The sequence below is a fragment of the Streptomyces sp. JH14 genome, assembly GCF_029428675.1.
Lineage (GTDB): Bacteria > Actinomycetota > Actinomycetes > Streptomycetales > Streptomycetaceae > Streptomyces.
The window spans coordinates 1,512,704-1,526,815 of the sequence record NZ_JAJNEL010000001.1; the positions used below are offsets into that span (position 1 = coordinate 1,512,704).

Sequence of the window (14,112 nt, forward strand, 5' to 3'; positions counted from 1 at the left end):
CCGATGGATCTGAGCTTCACTCCCGGTGAGGAGGCGTTCCGGGCGGAGGCCAGGCAGTGGCTCCGCGCCCACGTGCCGGCCGAACCGCTGCCGTCCCTGGAGACGGCGGAAGGCTTCGCCGCGCACCGCGCGTGGGAGGCGCGGCTGTACGCGGACCGCTGGTCCGTCGTCTCCTGGCCGGCGGAGTACGGCGGCCGCGGCGTCGGCATCTTTGCGTGGCTGGTCTTCGAGGAGGAGTACTACGCGGCAGGCGGCCCCGGCCGGGTTTCGCAGAACGGCATCAACCTCCTCGCCCCGACCCTCTTCGACCACGCGACGGACGAGCAGCGGGCCCGGATCCTGCCGCCGATGGCGAGCGGCGAGGTGATCTGGGCGCAGGCCTGGTCCGAGCCGGAGTCGGGTTCGGACCTGGCGTCGCTGCGGTCGCGCGCGGTGCGCACGGACGGCGGCTGGCTGCTGTCGGGGCAGAAGACCTGGTCGTCCCGGGCCGCGTTCGCGGACCGGGCGTTCGGCATCTTCCGGACGGACCCGGAGGCCGCGAAGCCGCACCACGGGCTGACGTATCTGATGTTCGACCTGTCGGCGCCCGGGGTCACGGTCCGGCCGGTCGGCCGGCTCGACGGCAAGCCCGCCTTCGCCGAACTCTTCCTGGACGAGGTGTTCGTGCCCGACGAGGACGTCATCGGGGAGCCCGGCCAGGGCTGGCGCATCGCCATGTCGGCCACGGGCAACGAGCGCGGGCTGACGCTGCGCTCCCCCGGCCGCTTCCTGGCCGCCGCGGACCGGCTGGCCGAGCTGTGGCGCACGCACGGGGACCCCTCGGACACGGCGGTGCGGGACCAGGTCGCGGACGCGGTGATCGGGGCGCGCGCGTACCAGCTGTTCACCTACGCCCACGCGTCGCGCTTCGCGGCGGGGACGGGCATCGGCGCCGAGTCCAGTCTGAACAAGGTGTTCTGGTCGGAGTACGACATCGCACTGCACGAGACGGCGCTCGACCTGCTCGGCCCGGACGGCGAACTCGCGGACGGCGAATGGGCGCAGGGCCATGTCTTCTCCCTTGCGGGCCCGATCTACGCCGGCACGAACGAGATCCAGCGGGACATCATCGCCGAGCGGCTGCTCGGCCTGCCGAAGGGACGGCGCTGATGCGCTTCCTCCTGGACGACGAGCAGCGGGAGTTCACCCGCACCCTGGACGCGATGCTGTCGGCCGCGGACACGCCTGCGGCCGTACGGGCGTGGGGCGCCGGGGACCACGGCCCGGGGCAGGCCCTGTGGGCGCGTCTCGCCGAGGCGGGGCTGTTCGCGCTCGCGATACCGGAGGCGTACGGGGGCGTGGGCCCGCTTCCGGTGGAACTCGCGGCGGCCTTCGTGGAGTTGGGGCGCCATGCGGTGCCGGGTCCGGTGGTGGAGACGGTGGCGGCGGCGGTGCTGCTCGACGGGGCGGGAGGGCCGGCGGCGAAGGAGTGGCTGCCCCGGATGGCCTCGGGTGCGGTGACGGTGACGCTCCGGCCGGCCGACGGGGCGTATGCGCTGGACGCGGACGCCGCGGACGCGGTGTTCGCCGTGTCGGGCGACGAACTGCGGCTCGCGTCCGGGCACGGTCCGCTGCGCGCGTCGTCCGATCCGGCGCGGCGGCTGTTCCGGGTCGGGCCCGGCGGGCAGCTGCTCGCCTCCGGGCCGCGGGTGGCCAAGGCAGCGGGCGCGGCGGCGGACTGGGCGGCGTTCGCGACGGCGGCGCAGGCGCTCGGCACGGGTGAGGCGCTGCTGCGGGCCACGGTCGGGTACGTGAAGCAGCGCACCCAGTTCGGGGTGGCGATCGGATCGTTCCAGGCGGTCAAGCATCGGCTGGCGGACACGCTGATCGGCCTGGAGTTCGCCCGGCCGCTGCTGTACGGGGCGGCGGTCGCGCTCGCCGAGGGGGCGCCGCGCGCCGGGGCGGATGTGGCGGCGGCGAAGGTCGCGGCGGGTGAGGCGGCATATGCGGCGTCGCGGGCGGCGCTGCAGCTGCACGGGGCGGTGGGGTACACGGACGAGCTGGATCTGTCGGTGTGGCTGCGGAAGGCGGGGCCGTTGCGGACCGCGTGGGGGGCGCCGGGGGTCTGCCGGGGGCGGGTCGTGGGGACGGATGCGGCCCCCGGGAGCAACGGGACGGATGCCGGCGGCGACGGGTGAGCGCGGCGCCGGACCGGGACCCGGCGGCGCGGCGGGGATCAGGCCTGCCGGGTAGGGCAGTCGTCGGGGCCGATCGCGTCGCCCACCCGGCGGCCGATCTCGCGCAGCTGCTTCTGCTGCACCTTCGTGAGCGGGTCGAACACCAGCCGCCGCACCTCCTCGACATGGCCAGGGGCGGTCGCCACGACCTTGTCCCAGCCGGCGTCCGTGAGGATCGCCAGAGTGTAGCGGCCGTCGGCGGGGTCCGGGGTGCGGCGCACCCAGTCCTGCTTCTCCAGGCGCTTGACCACGTGCGACAGCCGGGAGAGCGAGCCGTCCGCGAGTACGGCGAGTTCACTCATCCGCAGTGTGCGCGCCGACGCCATGGAGAGGCCGGCCAGGACCTGGTACTCGAAGTGGCTGATGCCCGCGTCCCGCTGCAGCTGCCGGTCCAGCGCGGCCGGGAGGCGGATCAGCATGCTGCCCAGCGCGATCCAGGACTCGTGCTCCCCGTCGTTCAGCCAGCGTGGTTCCTGTGTGCCCATACGGCTCACCATAACTTGACGCCTCAAGTCCGCAGGAGCAGCCGCCGGCAGGGGTGCGCGGACCGGAGAGGTCCGTCGGTTTACTTGACGCTTCAACTCCCGCAGGGCTACCTTCCGCTTGAATCTTCAACTCATCGAGCAGAAAAGTACTGATGAACATCACCCTGTGGATCATCGCGAGCGTGCTCGCTGCCGCCTTCTTCGCCTCCGGCCTGATGAAGGCCGTCCAGCCTCGCGAGAAGCTCATGGCCTCCAACATGGGATGGGCCGAGGACTTCTCCGCGGGCGCCGTGAAGGCGATCGGAGCCGCCGAGGTCCTGGGCGCGCTCGGGCTGGTACTGCCCGCCGCCCTGGACGTGGCGCCGGCACTGGTCCCCTGGGCGGCGGCGGGGCTCGCGGTGACCATGCTGGGCGCGGTCGTCGTCCACGTACGCCGCAACGAGTACCGGATGGCCCTGCCCGGTCTCGTACTGCTCGTCCTGGCCGTCGTCGTGGCCTGGGGCCGCTTCGGCCCCTGCGCCTTCTGAGAAAACTCAGTCGCGGGCCCCGGTGCGGTGGGGCCCCGGCCGCGAGCCCGGTCCCGTCACGCCGTTGCGTACGGGGGGCTGTCGTCGTTTCCGCGGCGGAGCGTGCGCAGGGGACTCCCCGGGCGCCAGGCCTGGACGATCAGTTCCTCACCGTCCAGCGCGGTGCGGACCACCTCCGTCAGTTCCGTGCGGAACAGATGGAACGGCTCCGGCGGCTTCGCCTCCTCGATGAAGCGGGCCAGCACATCCGGGTCGCTCACCTCGACCGCGCGCCCGGAGACCCGGACGTCGGCATCGGCCATGGTCTCGTCCGGCCCCGGGTTGGCCTGCACCGCGAACCGCGGATCGCGCCGCAGGTCCAGCGCCTTGCGCGAATTCGGCATCATGCCGAGCCACAGCTCGCCGAAGCGGAAGTCCACTTCCAGGCCCGTCACCCGCGGCGAGCCATCCTTGCGAAGGGTGGCCAGGACGTGGTGCCTGTACAGCCCGAAACGGGCCTGAACGGTCGCGGCGAAGTCCGGCTCCGCCGACTGGAACGCTGCCCAGGAGGTCGATGTCATGCGTCCATGGAACCCTTGAATCCCGACATCCCCTGTCTGGATTTACGGGTCGCCACTCGTTCGGATGCCGTCCCGCCATGATCGTGGTGTGCTGTATCGGGCACATGGCCGTCATCGTGGCGGCGGGGGGAGGACTGATCCCGCGGACCCGAGGTGATAGACGATGGCAGTTTTCGTGCACGCCACTCTGTCGGGCGTCACGGCCGACCAGTACGACGCTCTCGACAAGGAACTGCAGGCACTGCCCGGCGACCCCTTCGCCGGCTGCCTGTCGCATGTGTGCATCGCGACCGATGCGGGCGTGGAGCTCTTCGACCTGTGGGAGTCTGCCGAGGCCGTGGAGGACTTCGGCGCCGTGATGCTGCCGGTCGCCGAGATGCTGGGCGTGCCGATGTCGTCCGGACCGCCGGAGAAGTGGGATGTACACACCCACCGGGTTCCGGCGTGTGACGCGGCCTGCCCGGTCCCCGGAGAGACCCGCGCTACCCGGCCGACAGGGTGACCAGCAGCGCCCAGCCCCGGGTCCGGATCACCGCGGGGGACGCACGGTCCGCCACCACCGCGTCGTAGCAGTCGAGTTCGATGTCCCGGCCCTCGAGCACCGCACCGTCCTCCAGTGCGACGGCCAGGGCCGAACCGCCCTCCGGCGCCAGCAGCCGGAGCGTGCCGCGTACGACCGCGACCTCCGCGGCCGTACGCCCTCGGCGGTACATCACATTGAGGTTCACGACGGGGCCGCCGAGCAGCCGCCCGTCCGTCTCCAGGTCCCCGGGGAAGTCGTGCGGCCAGTACGGCTCGTCGACGATGTGGTGTTCACCGCCCACCATCAGATCCATCCCGGCGCCCTCGACCACGGTCAGTGTGCGGTCGACGCCCGGGAACGAGGAGAACGGCCCGTCCGCGGACACATCGGCGAGACTGACCCGCCAGTCGAAGTCGTCCAGCGGTGCGCCCTCGGGGGACGCGGCGATCTCCCGGGTGACTCCCCCGCCGTTCTTCCAGGGCACGGCCGTGCGGTCGGCCGCCCTCAGCACGCGTAGCGTCACTTGACGATCCTCTGCGCTCGGGCCGCGGCCAGCCAGTGCGGGAATTCGGCGACGAGCCGGTCGTACAGATCGGCGTCCGGGACCTGCCGCGGGTCGAGTCCGGCGTGGAAGAAGCCTGCGTTGTCGACGGGACGCTGTGCGGGAACGGCCAGTTCGTCGAGCTTGTGCAGGAAGTCGAACTGCGAACTGCGCTTGTTGCCGAAGCCGATGAACTGCCAGAACATCGGCAGTTTCGCCGCCTTGCACAGATAGCGCTCGGCCGCCGTCTTGTTGATCGGACCGCCGTCGGTCTGGAAGACGACGAGTGCGGGCGCGGTCGAGCCACTGTCGATGTAATGGTCGATGACCGCGTCCATGGCCAGGTGATAGCTCGTCTTCCCCATGTGCCCGAGGCCCGCCACGATCTCGTCGACGCGCCCACGGTGGTTGTCCAGGGCTATCTCGGTGACCGCGTCGATGTCGGTGGAGAAGAGGACGACGGGCACGCGGCCGTCGTCGTCGAAATGGGCCGACAGACCGAGCACCCGGTCGGCGAGGGCCTGGACGCTGCCGTCCTTGTAGTACTCCTTCATGGAGCCGGAGTAGTCCAGGACGAGATAGACCGCCGCCCGCTCCCCGCTCAGCCCGTGCTTCTGCAGCGAGACCCCCGCACTCCTGTAGAGGCTGACCAGCGCGGGCGCCGTCTCCTCGACCTTGCGCAGGCTGATGGCTGCCATCCGGGACTCCGTTCCTGGTACGGGAGTCATGAGGTTACGTCACGTGGCCGGCCCGCCCCGATCCGCTCGCGCACCCGGCCGCGGCGCCCTTCACGGTGTTCGCTATCTTGATCGCCGCCGCCCCACCGGCCCCCTGTGACCGCCGACCAGTGAAGGAGCCGGCCATGGAGGCCGCCGTCACCACGTGCTATCGCCATCCGTCGTACGAGACGCATGTGCGCTGCACCCGCTGCGACCGCTACATCTGTCCCGACTGCATGCGTGAGGCCGCTGTCGGCCACCACTGCGTGGAGTGCGTGAAGGAGGGGCAGCGCTCGATCCGCCGGGCGCGCACGGTCTTCGGCGGCACGGTGCCGAGGACGGCGGTGCCCGTCGTGACGTACGTACTGATGGGCCTGAACATCCTGGCCTATCTGGGCGAGCTGGTCCGTCCGGAGATCGTCGACCGGTTCGGGATGCTCGGCGCGGGTCTGACCGGTCCCGACGGCAGCCAGTACGTGTACGCGCGCGGGGACTTCCCCGGGTTCGACACGGCCGGGGTGATGGACGGCGAGTGGTACCGGCTGCTGACCGGGTCCTTCCTTCATCTGCCGCCGGACGCGTCGTCCTTGGGCTCCGTGCCGTTCGGCGTGCTGCACATCCTCTTCAACATGTACGGGCTGTGGAACCTGGGCCGGGTCGTCGAGGAGCAGCTGGGCCGGGGCCGGTATCTCGCCCTGTATCTGCTGTCCGCGCTGGGTGGTTCGGTGATGGTGTACCTGGTCGCACCGGACGCCCTCACGGTGGGCGCCTCCGGGGCGATCTTCGGGCTGGCGGCGGCGTTCTACGTCATCAACCGGCGGCTGGGCCGGGACATGCAGGCGGTCAACCGGTTCCTGGCGGGGTTCCTGGTCTGGATGCTGATCTCCGCGGGGTTCACCTCGTGGCAGGGGCACTTGGGCGGGCTCCTGACGGGCGGCATCGTCACGGCCGTGCTCGCGTACGCACCGGCGAAGCGCCGTACCGCCGTGCAGATCGCCGGGTGTGCGGCGCTGTTCCTGCTGCTGGTCGCACTGGTGGTCCTCAAGACGTCGCAGCTGACCGGCGGTGCGGTGGCCTGACCCGTCCCGTTCGCCGGTACGGGGCGTCCCCGGACGCGCCACGGCGCCTGCCGAATCGTCCGGTCGGGGACGGGCAGGCGCCGCGTTCAGTTCCGTACGCCGTTGTACGGGACGTCTGTTGGTGGTGCCGGTGGTACTTCCGGCACCGCTGGTGATCAGACCATCAGGGAACGGTCCGTCGGGCGGATCGGGGCCGGCAGGGCGCTGGCTCCGGTCAGGAAGCGGTCCACGCCGCGCGCCGCGGAGCGGCCCTCGGCGATGGCCCACACGATGAGGGACTGGCCGCGGCCCGCGTCGCCGGCGACGAAGACACCGCCGACGTTGGTGGCGTAGTCCGCGTCGCGCGCGACATTGCCGCGCCCGTCGAGCTCCACGCCGAACTGCTGGACGAGACCGTTGGACTGGTCGGTGCCGGTGAAGCCCATGGCCAGCGTGACCAGCTGCGCCGGGATCCGCCGCTCGGTGCCGGGCTTCTGCTCCAGCTTGCCGTCCTTGAACTCCACCTCGACGAGGTGCAGCGCCTGGACGTTGCCGTCCTCGTCGCCCTCGAAGTGGGTGGTGGAGACGGAGTAGACCCGCTCACCGCCCTCCTCGTGCGCCGAGGTGACCTTGTAGAGCATGGGGAACGTCGGCCAGGGCTGGCCGGCGTTCCGGTCCTCGCCCGGCTTCGGCATGATCTCCAGCTGGGTGACGGAGGCCGCGCCCTGACGGTGGGCGGTGCCGACGCAGTCGGCACCGGTGTCGCCACCGCCGATGACGACGACGTGCTTGCCCTCGGCGGAGATCGGGGAGACCGTGAGGTCGCCCTCCTGCACCTTGTTGGCGAGCGGCAGGTACTCCATCGCGAAGTGCACGCCGTTCAGCTCACGGCCCGGGACGGGCAGATCGCGGGAGACGGTGGCACCCGTGGCGATGACGACCGCGTCGTACCGGCGGCGGAGTGTGGCGGCGTCGATGTCCTTGCCGATCTCCACCTCCGTGCGGAACTTGGTGCCCTCTGCGCGCATCTGCTCGATGCGGCGGTTGATGTGCGACTTCTCCATCTTGAACTCGGGGATGCCGTACCGGAGAAGGCCACCGATACGGTCCGCGCGCTCGAAGACGGCGACGGTGTGACCGGCCCGGGTCAGCTGCTGGGCGGCGGCGAGACCCGCCGGGCCCGAGCCGATGACCGCGACGGTCTTGCCGGAGAGGCGCTCGGGCGGCTGCGGGGTGACGTCGCCGCTGTCCCACGCCTTGTCGATGATCGAGACTTCGACGTTCTTGATGGTGACGGCCGGCTGGTTGATGCCCAGAACACACGCCGACTCGCACGGAGCGGGGCACAGCCGGCCCGTGAACTCCGGGAAGTTGTTGGTGGCGTGCAGACGCTCGGACGCAGCGGTCCAGTCCTCGCGGTAGGCGTAGTCGTTCCACTCGGGGATGAGGTTCCCCAGCGGGCAGCCGTTGTGGCAGAACGGGATGCCGCAGTCCATGCAGCGGCCGGCCTGCTTGCTGATGATCGGGAGCAGCGAGCCCGGAACGTAGACCTCGTTCCAGTCCTTGACGCGCTCGCCGACGGGGCGGGTCTTGGCGACCTCGCGCCCGGTGGTCAGGAAGCCCTTGGGGTCAGCCATGGGTCGCCGCCTCCATCATCTTCTCGGTGGTCTCCTGCTCGGAGAGACCGGCGAGCTCAGCGGCGTCCTTGGCGGCGAGCACTGCCTTGTAGGTGGACGGGATGATCTTGCTGAAGCGGTTCACCGCGGTGTCCCACTCGGCCAGCAGCTTCTCGGCGACGGTGGAGCCCGTCTCCTCCTGGTGGCGGCGCACGACATCGTGCAGCCACTGCTTGTCGGTGTCGGAGAGGGCCTCGATCGCGTCGAGGTTGCCGACGTTGACGTTGTCGCGGTCCAGGTCGACGACGTACGCGACACCGCCCGACATGCCTGCGGCGAAGTTGCGTCCGGTCTCGCCGAGGACGACGGCGTGGCCACCGGTCATGTACTCGCAGCCGTGGTCGCCCACGCCCTCCGAGACGACGGTCGCACCGGAGTTGCGGACGCAGAACCGCTCACCGGTCCGGCCGCGCAGGAACAGCTCGCCGCCGGTCGCACCGTACGCGATGGTGTTGCCCGCGATGGTGGAGTACTCGGCGAGGTGGTCGGCGCCGCGGTCCGGGCGCACGACGACCCGGCCGCCGGAGAGGCCCTTGCCGACGTAGTCGTTGGCGTCGCCCTCCAGGCGCAGCGTCACTCCGCTCGGCACGAACGCGCCGAACGACTGGCCGGCGGAGCCGGTGAAGGTGAGGTCGATGGTGTCCTGCGGCAGACCCGAGCCGCCGAACTTCTTCGTCACCTCGTGGCCGAGCATGGTGCCGACGGTCCGGTTGATGTTCCGGATCGTGAGCTGGGCCCGGACCGGCTGGGCGGCCTCGGCGCTCTCCGCGTTCAGGGCGTCGGCAGCGAGCCTGATCAGCTCGTTGTCCAGGGCCTTGGCGAGGCCGTGGTCCTGCTCGACCAGCTGGTGGCGGACCGCACCCTCGGGCAGCTCGGGGACGTAGAACAGGGGCTCCAGGTCGAGGCCCTGCGCCTTCCAGTGCGTGACCGCACGGTCGGTGTCCAGCAGCTCGGCGTGGCCGACGGCCTCTTCGATCGTGCGGAAGCCGAGCTCGGCGAGGAGCTCGCGGACTTCCTGGGCGATGAACTCGAAGAAGTTGACGACGTACTCGGCCTTGCCGGAGAACCGGTCGCGCAGGACCGGGTTCTGGGTGGCGATACCGACCGGGCAGGTGTCGAGGTGGCAGACGCGCATCATGACGCAGCCGGAGACGACGAGCGGCGCGGTCGCGAAACCGAACTCCTCGGCGCCGAGCAGCGCGGCGATGACGACGTCGCGGCCGGTCTTCAGCTGGCCGTCGGTCTGCACCACGATGCGGTCGCGCAGGCCGTTGAGCAGCAGGGTCTGCTGGGTCTCGGCGAGGCCGAGCTCCCAGGGGCCGCCCGCGTGCTTCAGCGAGGTGAGCGGGGATGCGCCCGTTCCGCCGTCGTGGCCGGAGATCAGGACGACGTCCGCGTGCGCCTTGGAGACACCTGCGGCGACCGTGCCGACGCCGACCTCGGAGACCAGCTTCACATGGATGCGGGCCGCGGGGTTGGCGTTCTTGAGGTCGTGGATCAGCTGAGCCAGGTCCTCGATGGAGTAGATGTCGTGGTGCGGCGGCGGGGAGATCAGACCGACACCCGGGGTGGAGTGCCGGGTCTTGGCGACCCAGGGGTAGACCTTGTGGCCGGGCAGCTGGCCGCCCTCGCCGGGCTTGGCACCCTGCGCCATCTTGATCTGGATGTCGTCCGCGTTGACCAGGTACTCGCTGGTCACACCGAAGCGGCCGGAGGCGACCTGCTTGATGGACGAGCGGCGCGCCGGGTCGTAGAGCCGGTCGGCGTCCTCGCCGCCCTCACCGGTGTTGGACTTGCCGCCCAGCTGGTTCATGGCGATGGCGAGGGTTTCGTGTGCCTCGCGGGAGATCGAGCCGTACGACATGGCGCCGGTGGAGAAGCGCTTGACGATGTCGGAGACGGACTCGACCTCGTCGACCGGGATCGCCTCGCGGTCCGACTTGAAACCGAACAGGCCGCGGAGCGTCATCAGGCGCTCGGACTGCTCGTTCACCCGGTCCGTGTACTTCTTGAAGATGTCGTACCGGCGGTTGCGGGTGGCGTGCTGGAGGCGGAAGACCGTCTCCGGGTCGAACAGGTGCGGCTCGCCCTCGCGGCGCCACTGGTACTCGCCGCCGATCTCCAGCGCGCGGTGCGAGGCGGAGATGCCCGAGGCGGGGTAGCCCTTGGTGTGCCGGGCGGCGACCTCCTTGGCGACGACGTCGAGTCCAGCGCCGCCGATCTTGGTGGCGGTGCCGTGGAAGTACTTCGCGACGAAGGCCTCGTCCAGGCCGACGGCCTCGAAGACCTGGGCGCCTCGGTAGGAGGCGACCGTCGAGATGCCCATCTTGGACATGACCTTCAGGACGCCCTTGCCGAGCGCGTAGATCAGGTTCCGGATGGCCTGCTCGGGCTCGATGCCCTCGATGAACGTGCCGGCCCGGACCAGGTCCTCGACGGACTCCATCGCCAGGTACGGGTTGACCGCTGCGGCTCCGTAACCGATCAGCAGCGCGACGTGGTGGACCTCGCGGACGTCCCCGGCCTCGACCAGCAGACCCACCTGGGTGCGCTGCTTGGTGCGGATGAGGTGGTGGTGGACGGCCGAGGTGAGCAGCAGCGACGGGATCGGCGCGTGCTCGGCGTCGGAGTGCCGGTCGGACAGGACGATCAGGCGGGCGCCGTCCTCGATGGCGGCGTCGGCCTCGGTGCAGATCTGCTCGATCCGGGCGGCGAGGGCCTCGCCGGCACCGCTGACCCGGTAGAGACCGGAGAGCGTGGCGGCCTTCATGCCCGGCATGTCGCCGTCGGCATTGATGTGTATCAGCTTGGCCAGCTCGTCGTTGTCGATCACCGGGAACGGCAGCGTGACGCTGCGGCACGACGCGGCGGTCGGCTCCAGCAGGTTGCCGGCGGGACCGAGCGAGGAGCGCAGCGAGGTGACGAGCTCCTCACGGATGGCATCCAGCGGCGGGTTGGTGACCTGCGCGAACAGCTGGGTGAAGTAGTCGAAGAGGAGCCGGGGACGCTCGGACAGCGCGGCGATCGGCGAGTCCGTGCCCATGGAGCCGAGCGGCTCGCCGCCCGTGCGGGCCATCGGCGCGAGGATGACGCGCAGCTCTTCCTCGGTGTAGCCGAAGGTCTGCTGGCGGCGGGTGACGGAGGCGTGCGTGTGCACGATGTGCTCGCGCTCGGGGAGATCCTCCAGCTCGATCTCGCCGGTCTCCAGCCACTCCTGGTACGGATGCTCGGCGGCGAGGCCCGCCTTGATCTCGTCGTCCTCGATGATGCGGCCCTCGGCGGTGTCGACGAGGAACATCTTGCCAGGCTGGAGGCGGCCCTTGCGGACGACCTTCTCGGGGGCGATGTCCAGGACACCGACCTCGGAGGAGAGGACGACGAGGCCGTCGTCGGTGACCCAGTAGCGGCCGGGGCGCAGACCGTTGCGGTCGAGGACCGCGCCGACCTGGGTGCCGTCGGTGAAGGTGACGCAGGCCGGACCGTCCCAGGGCTCCATCATCGTGGAGTGGTACTGGTAGAAGGCGCGCCGTGCCGGGTCCATGGAGACGTGGTTCTCCCACGCCTCGGGAACCATCATCAGCACCGAGTGCGGCAGCGAACGGCCGCCGAGGTGGAGGAGCTCCAGGACCTCGTCGAAGGAGGCGGAGTCGGAGGCGTCCGGCGTGCAGACGGGGAAGATCCGGTCCAGCTGCTCCGTACCGAAGAGGTCCGACGCGAGCTGGGACTCACGGGCCTTCATCCAGTTGCGGTTGCCCTTGACCGTGTTGATCTCGCCGTTGTGCGCGACGAAGCGGTACGGGTGGGCGAGCGGCCAGCTCGGGAACGTGTTGGTGGAGAAGCGCGAGTGGACCAGCGCGACCGTGGTGGCGAAGCGGCCGTCGGAGAGGTCCGGGAAGAACGGCTCCAGCTGCCCGGTGGTGAGCATGCCCTTGTAGACGATCGTGCGGGCGGAGAGCGAGGGGAAGTACACCCCGGCCTCACGCTCGGCGCGCTTGCGCAGCACGAAGGCCTTGCGGTCGAGCGCGATGCCGGTGCTCGCACCGTCGGCGACGAACAGCTGACGGAACTCGGGCATCGTGGCGCGGGCGCCGCTGCCGAGGAGGCCGGGGCTGACCGGGACCTCGCGCCAGCCGAGGACCTTCAGGCCCTCCTCGGCGGCGATCTTCTCGAGCTGCCGGACGGCCTCGGTGGAGTCGTCGGCGGGCAGGAACGCGATTCCGACGGCGTAGGCACCGGCCTCGGGGAGGTCGAAGGAGACCTGTTCGCGGAGGAAGGCGTCCGGCACCTGGAGCAGGATTCCGGCGCCGTCGCCCGAGTCCGGCTCGGATCCGGTGGCACCGCGGTGCTCGAGGTTGCGCAGTACGGTCAGCGCCTGCTCGACCAGCTCATGGCTGGCCACACCGGTAAGAGTGGCCACGAACCCGACACCACAGGCGTCGTGCTCGTTACGGGGGTCGTACATCCCCTGCTGGGCGGGGCGACCGTCCATGGGCGACCAGGCGTCGGAACGCATTGGCTCTCCCGTCGTCGTCGTGGCATATGCAGTGCCGAGGGACGACGTTGGCCCTCTGCGAAATTTCATGCAGGTTACATAATGGGCCGCTTCTCAAGAAGCGGATAGCCCGTTCCAACATGCGGACACCGCGGTGCGGCGGGCGGGTCGCAGTCGGAGGATCGGCGCCCGGGGGACTGCAGAGAGCAGGCGTCGTTGCCTGCGGTGTCTACGGCTCATGCCCGGTGGCAAAGAAAACGAAACCGCCGGGTAACGGCTACTTATGTGCAGCCCTGCATAGCAACTCATTTTACGGCCGAAAGAGTGTTCCGCCCAGTGGCGGAACCCAGGACGTACGTCACACGGATCACGGGCAGTTCGCGACGAAGGCACCGCCCGCACCTGGTCAGCCGCCGACGGCCACACCGAACAACGTGCCCAGACCGTAGGTGATCGCCGCAGCCGCCCCGCCGAGCAGCAGCTGCCGCAGCCCGCTGAACCACCAGCTGCGGGCCGTCACCCGGGCCACCACCGCGCCGCAGGCGAAGAGGCCGATCAGGGCGAGCAGCACCGCGGGCCACATCGCGCTCGCACCGAGCAGATACGGCAGCACGGGCAGCAGCGCGCCCAGTGCGAACGCACCGAACGACGAGACGGCGGCGACGAGCGGCGACGGCAGGTCGCCGGGGTCGATGCCGAGCTCCTCGCGGGCGTGTATCTCCAGGGCCTGCTCGGGGTCGCGGGACAGCTGCCGGGCGACCTCGCGGGCGAGGGCGGGGTCGACGCCGCGGGACTCGTAGAGCCCGGCGAGCTCTTCCATCTCGCTCACCGGATGCTTGCGCAACTCGCGGCGCTCGACATCCAGTTCGGCCTCGACGAGCTCGCGCTGCGCGGCCACGGAGGTGTACTCGCCGGCTGCCATGGAGAACGCACCGGCGGCCAGCCCCGCCAGACCGGTGATCACGAGGGTCTGCTGGGAGACCGAACCACCCGCGACGCCGGTCATCAGCGCCAGGTTCGAGACCAGTCCGTCCATCGCACCGAAGACCGCGGGACGCAGCCAGCCGCCGTTCACATCACGGTGGGTGTGGTTGTCGCGGTGCGCCTCGTGCAGGACGGCGTCGGTCTCGATGATGGCCACAGTTCTCCCCTTCTCCGGCAGCGGGTTCCACGCGCTCCTCCCCCGCTCAACACCATCGAAAGTACGCACGAAAAGATTCCCCCGCCAGCAAGCCAGGCCGTACTTACCTGCCCTCTGACCAGGTAAGTACGGCCTGGCTTACCGAGGCGATCCCGTCATCCGAGTGGCCCTTTT

The 14,112-nt window shown here is 70.4% G+C and carries 12 protein-coding genes; 5 read left to right on the top strand and 7 right to left on the bottom strand.

What is annotated here, in order from left to right; all coding sequences use genetic code 11:
* The first annotated feature begins 3 nt into the window (after positions 1–3).
* Both LRD69_RS06830 and LRD69_RS06835 read left to right on the top strand, forming a co-directional pair.
* A complete protein-coding gene (locus LRD69_RS06830; protein WP_277325653.1) occupies positions 4–1,149 on the top strand; it encodes an acyl-CoA dehydrogenase family protein in 1,146 nt (381 codons plus the stop codon).
* Positions 1,149–2,177 carry an acyl-CoA dehydrogenase family protein gene (locus LRD69_RS06835; RefSeq protein WP_277325654.1) on the top strand — a complete coding sequence of 343 codons (1,029 nt, stop codon included), beginning with the start codon at positions 1,149–1,151 and terminating at the stop codon, positions 2,175–2,177. Before LRD69_RS06830 ends, LRD69_RS06835 begins: the two co-directional genes overlap by 1 nt.
* A 38-nt stretch (positions 2,178–2,215) precedes the next feature.
* On the opposite strand, the gene LRD69_RS06840 is transcribed toward LRD69_RS06835, so the two are convergent.
* Complete coding sequence (locus LRD69_RS06840; protein WP_277325655.1) at positions 2,216–2,701, bottom strand: MarR family transcriptional regulator; 486 nt, start codon at positions 2,699–2,701, stop codon at positions 2,216–2,218.
* A gap of 152 nt (positions 2,702–2,853) precedes the next feature.
* Between LRD69_RS06840 and LRD69_RS06845 the strand changes: the two genes are divergently transcribed.
* A complete protein-coding gene (locus LRD69_RS06845) occupies positions 2,854–3,228 on the top strand; it encodes a DoxX family protein (RefSeq protein ID WP_277325656.1) in 375 nt (124 codons plus the stop codon).
* 56 nt (positions 3,229–3,284) lie between these two features.
* Here the strand turns inward: LRD69_RS06845 and LRD69_RS06850 are convergent, their stop codons facing one another.
* Entirely contained in the window at positions 3,285–3,788 is a 504-nt protein-coding gene (locus tag LRD69_RS06850; RefSeq protein ID WP_277325657.1) for a pyridoxamine 5'-phosphate oxidase family protein, read from the bottom strand.
* Positions 3,789–3,951: 163 nt separating this feature from the next.
* Here LRD69_RS06850 and LRD69_RS06855 point away from each other — a divergent pair, with 163 nt between their 5' ends.
* Positions 3,952–4,290, top strand: coding sequence for a hypothetical protein (locus LRD69_RS06855; protein ID WP_277325658.1), 339 nt, complete (start codon positions 3,952–3,954; stop codon positions 4,288–4,290).
* Here LRD69_RS06855 and LRD69_RS06860 read toward each other — a convergent pair.
* Both LRD69_RS06860 and LRD69_RS06865 read right to left on the bottom strand, forming a co-directional pair.
* Complete coding sequence (locus LRD69_RS06860; protein WP_277325659.1) at positions 4,271–4,834, bottom strand: HutD family protein; 564 nt, start codon at positions 4,832–4,834, stop codon at positions 4,271–4,273. The genes LRD69_RS06855 and LRD69_RS06860 overlap by 20 nt on opposite strands.
* Complete coding sequence (locus LRD69_RS06865; protein ID WP_277325660.1) at positions 4,831–5,550, bottom strand: VWA domain-containing protein; 720 nt, start codon at positions 5,548–5,550, stop codon at positions 4,831–4,833. Before LRD69_RS06865 ends, LRD69_RS06860 begins: the two co-directional genes overlap by 4 nt.
* A 164-nt stretch (positions 5,551–5,714) precedes the next feature.
* On the opposite strand from LRD69_RS06865, the gene LRD69_RS06870 reads away from it, so the two are divergent.
* Positions 5,715–6,650 carry a rhomboid family intramembrane serine protease gene (locus LRD69_RS06870; RefSeq protein ID WP_277325661.1) on the top strand — a complete coding sequence of 312 codons (936 nt, stop codon included), beginning with the start codon at positions 5,715–5,717 and terminating at the stop codon, positions 6,648–6,650.
* A 155-nt stretch (positions 6,651–6,805) separates the two neighbouring features.
* On the opposite strand, the gene LRD69_RS06875 is transcribed toward LRD69_RS06870, so the two are convergent.
* The 3 genes from LRD69_RS06875 to LRD69_RS06885 form a co-directional block, all read right to left on the bottom strand.
* A complete protein-coding gene (locus LRD69_RS06875) occupies positions 6,806–8,266 on the bottom strand; it encodes a glutamate synthase subunit beta (RefSeq protein ID WP_277325662.1) in 1,461 nt (486 codons plus the stop codon).
* Positions 8,259–12,818 carry a glutamate synthase large subunit gene (gltB, locus tag LRD69_RS06880; protein WP_277325663.1) on the bottom strand — a complete coding sequence of 1,520 codons (4,560 nt, stop codon included), beginning with the start codon at positions 12,816–12,818 and terminating at the stop codon, positions 8,259–8,261. The genes LRD69_RS06875 and gltB overlap by 8 nt, the downstream gene beginning before the upstream one ends.
* A gap of 385 nt (positions 12,819–13,203) precedes the next feature.
* Positions 13,204–13,938, bottom strand: a complete 735-nt coding sequence (locus tag LRD69_RS06885; RefSeq protein ID WP_277325664.1) for a VIT1/CCC1 transporter family protein — start codon at positions 13,936–13,938, stop codon at positions 13,204–13,206.
* Positions 13,939–14,112: the final 174 nt, after the last annotated feature.

What these genes read in the sequence shown, in the direction of transcription:
- LRD69_RS06830 (WP_277325653.1), top strand. Translation starts at nt 4, where the DNA reads ATGGATCTGAGCTTCACTCCCGGTGAGGAGGCGTTCCGGGCGGAGGCC.
- LRD69_RS06835 (WP_277325654.1), top strand. Translation starts at nt 1,149, where the DNA reads ATGCGCTTCCTCCTGGACGACGAGCAGCGGGAGTTCACCCGCACCCTG.
- LRD69_RS06840 (WP_277325655.1), bottom strand. Translation starts at nt 2,701, where the DNA reads ATGGGCACACAGGAACCACGCTGGCTGAACGACGGGGAGCACGAGTCC.
- LRD69_RS06845 (WP_277325656.1), top strand. Translation starts at nt 2,854, where the DNA reads ATGAACATCACCCTGTGGATCATCGCGAGCGTGCTCGCTGCCGCCTTC.
- LRD69_RS06850 (WP_277325657.1), bottom strand. Translation starts at nt 3,788, where the DNA reads ATGACATCGACCTCCTGGGCAGCGTTCCAGTCGGCGGAGCCGGACTTC.
- LRD69_RS06855 (WP_277325658.1), top strand. Translation starts at nt 3,952, where the DNA reads ATGGCAGTTTTCGTGCACGCCACTCTGTCGGGCGTCACGGCCGACCAG.
- LRD69_RS06865 (WP_277325660.1), bottom strand. Translation starts at nt 5,550, where the DNA reads ATGGCAGCCATCAGCCTGCGCAAGGTCGAGGAGACGGCGCCCGCGCTG.
- LRD69_RS06870 (WP_277325661.1), top strand. Translation starts at nt 5,715, where the DNA reads ATGGAGGCCGCCGTCACCACGTGCTATCGCCATCCGTCGTACGAGACG.
- LRD69_RS06875 (WP_277325662.1), bottom strand. Translation starts at nt 8,266, where the DNA reads ATGGCTGACCCCAAGGGCTTCCTGACCACCGGGCGCGAGGTCGCCAAG.
- gltB (WP_277325663.1), bottom strand. Translation starts at nt 12,818, where the DNA reads ATGCGTTCCGACGCCTGGTCGCCCATGGACGGTCGCCCCGCCCAGCAG.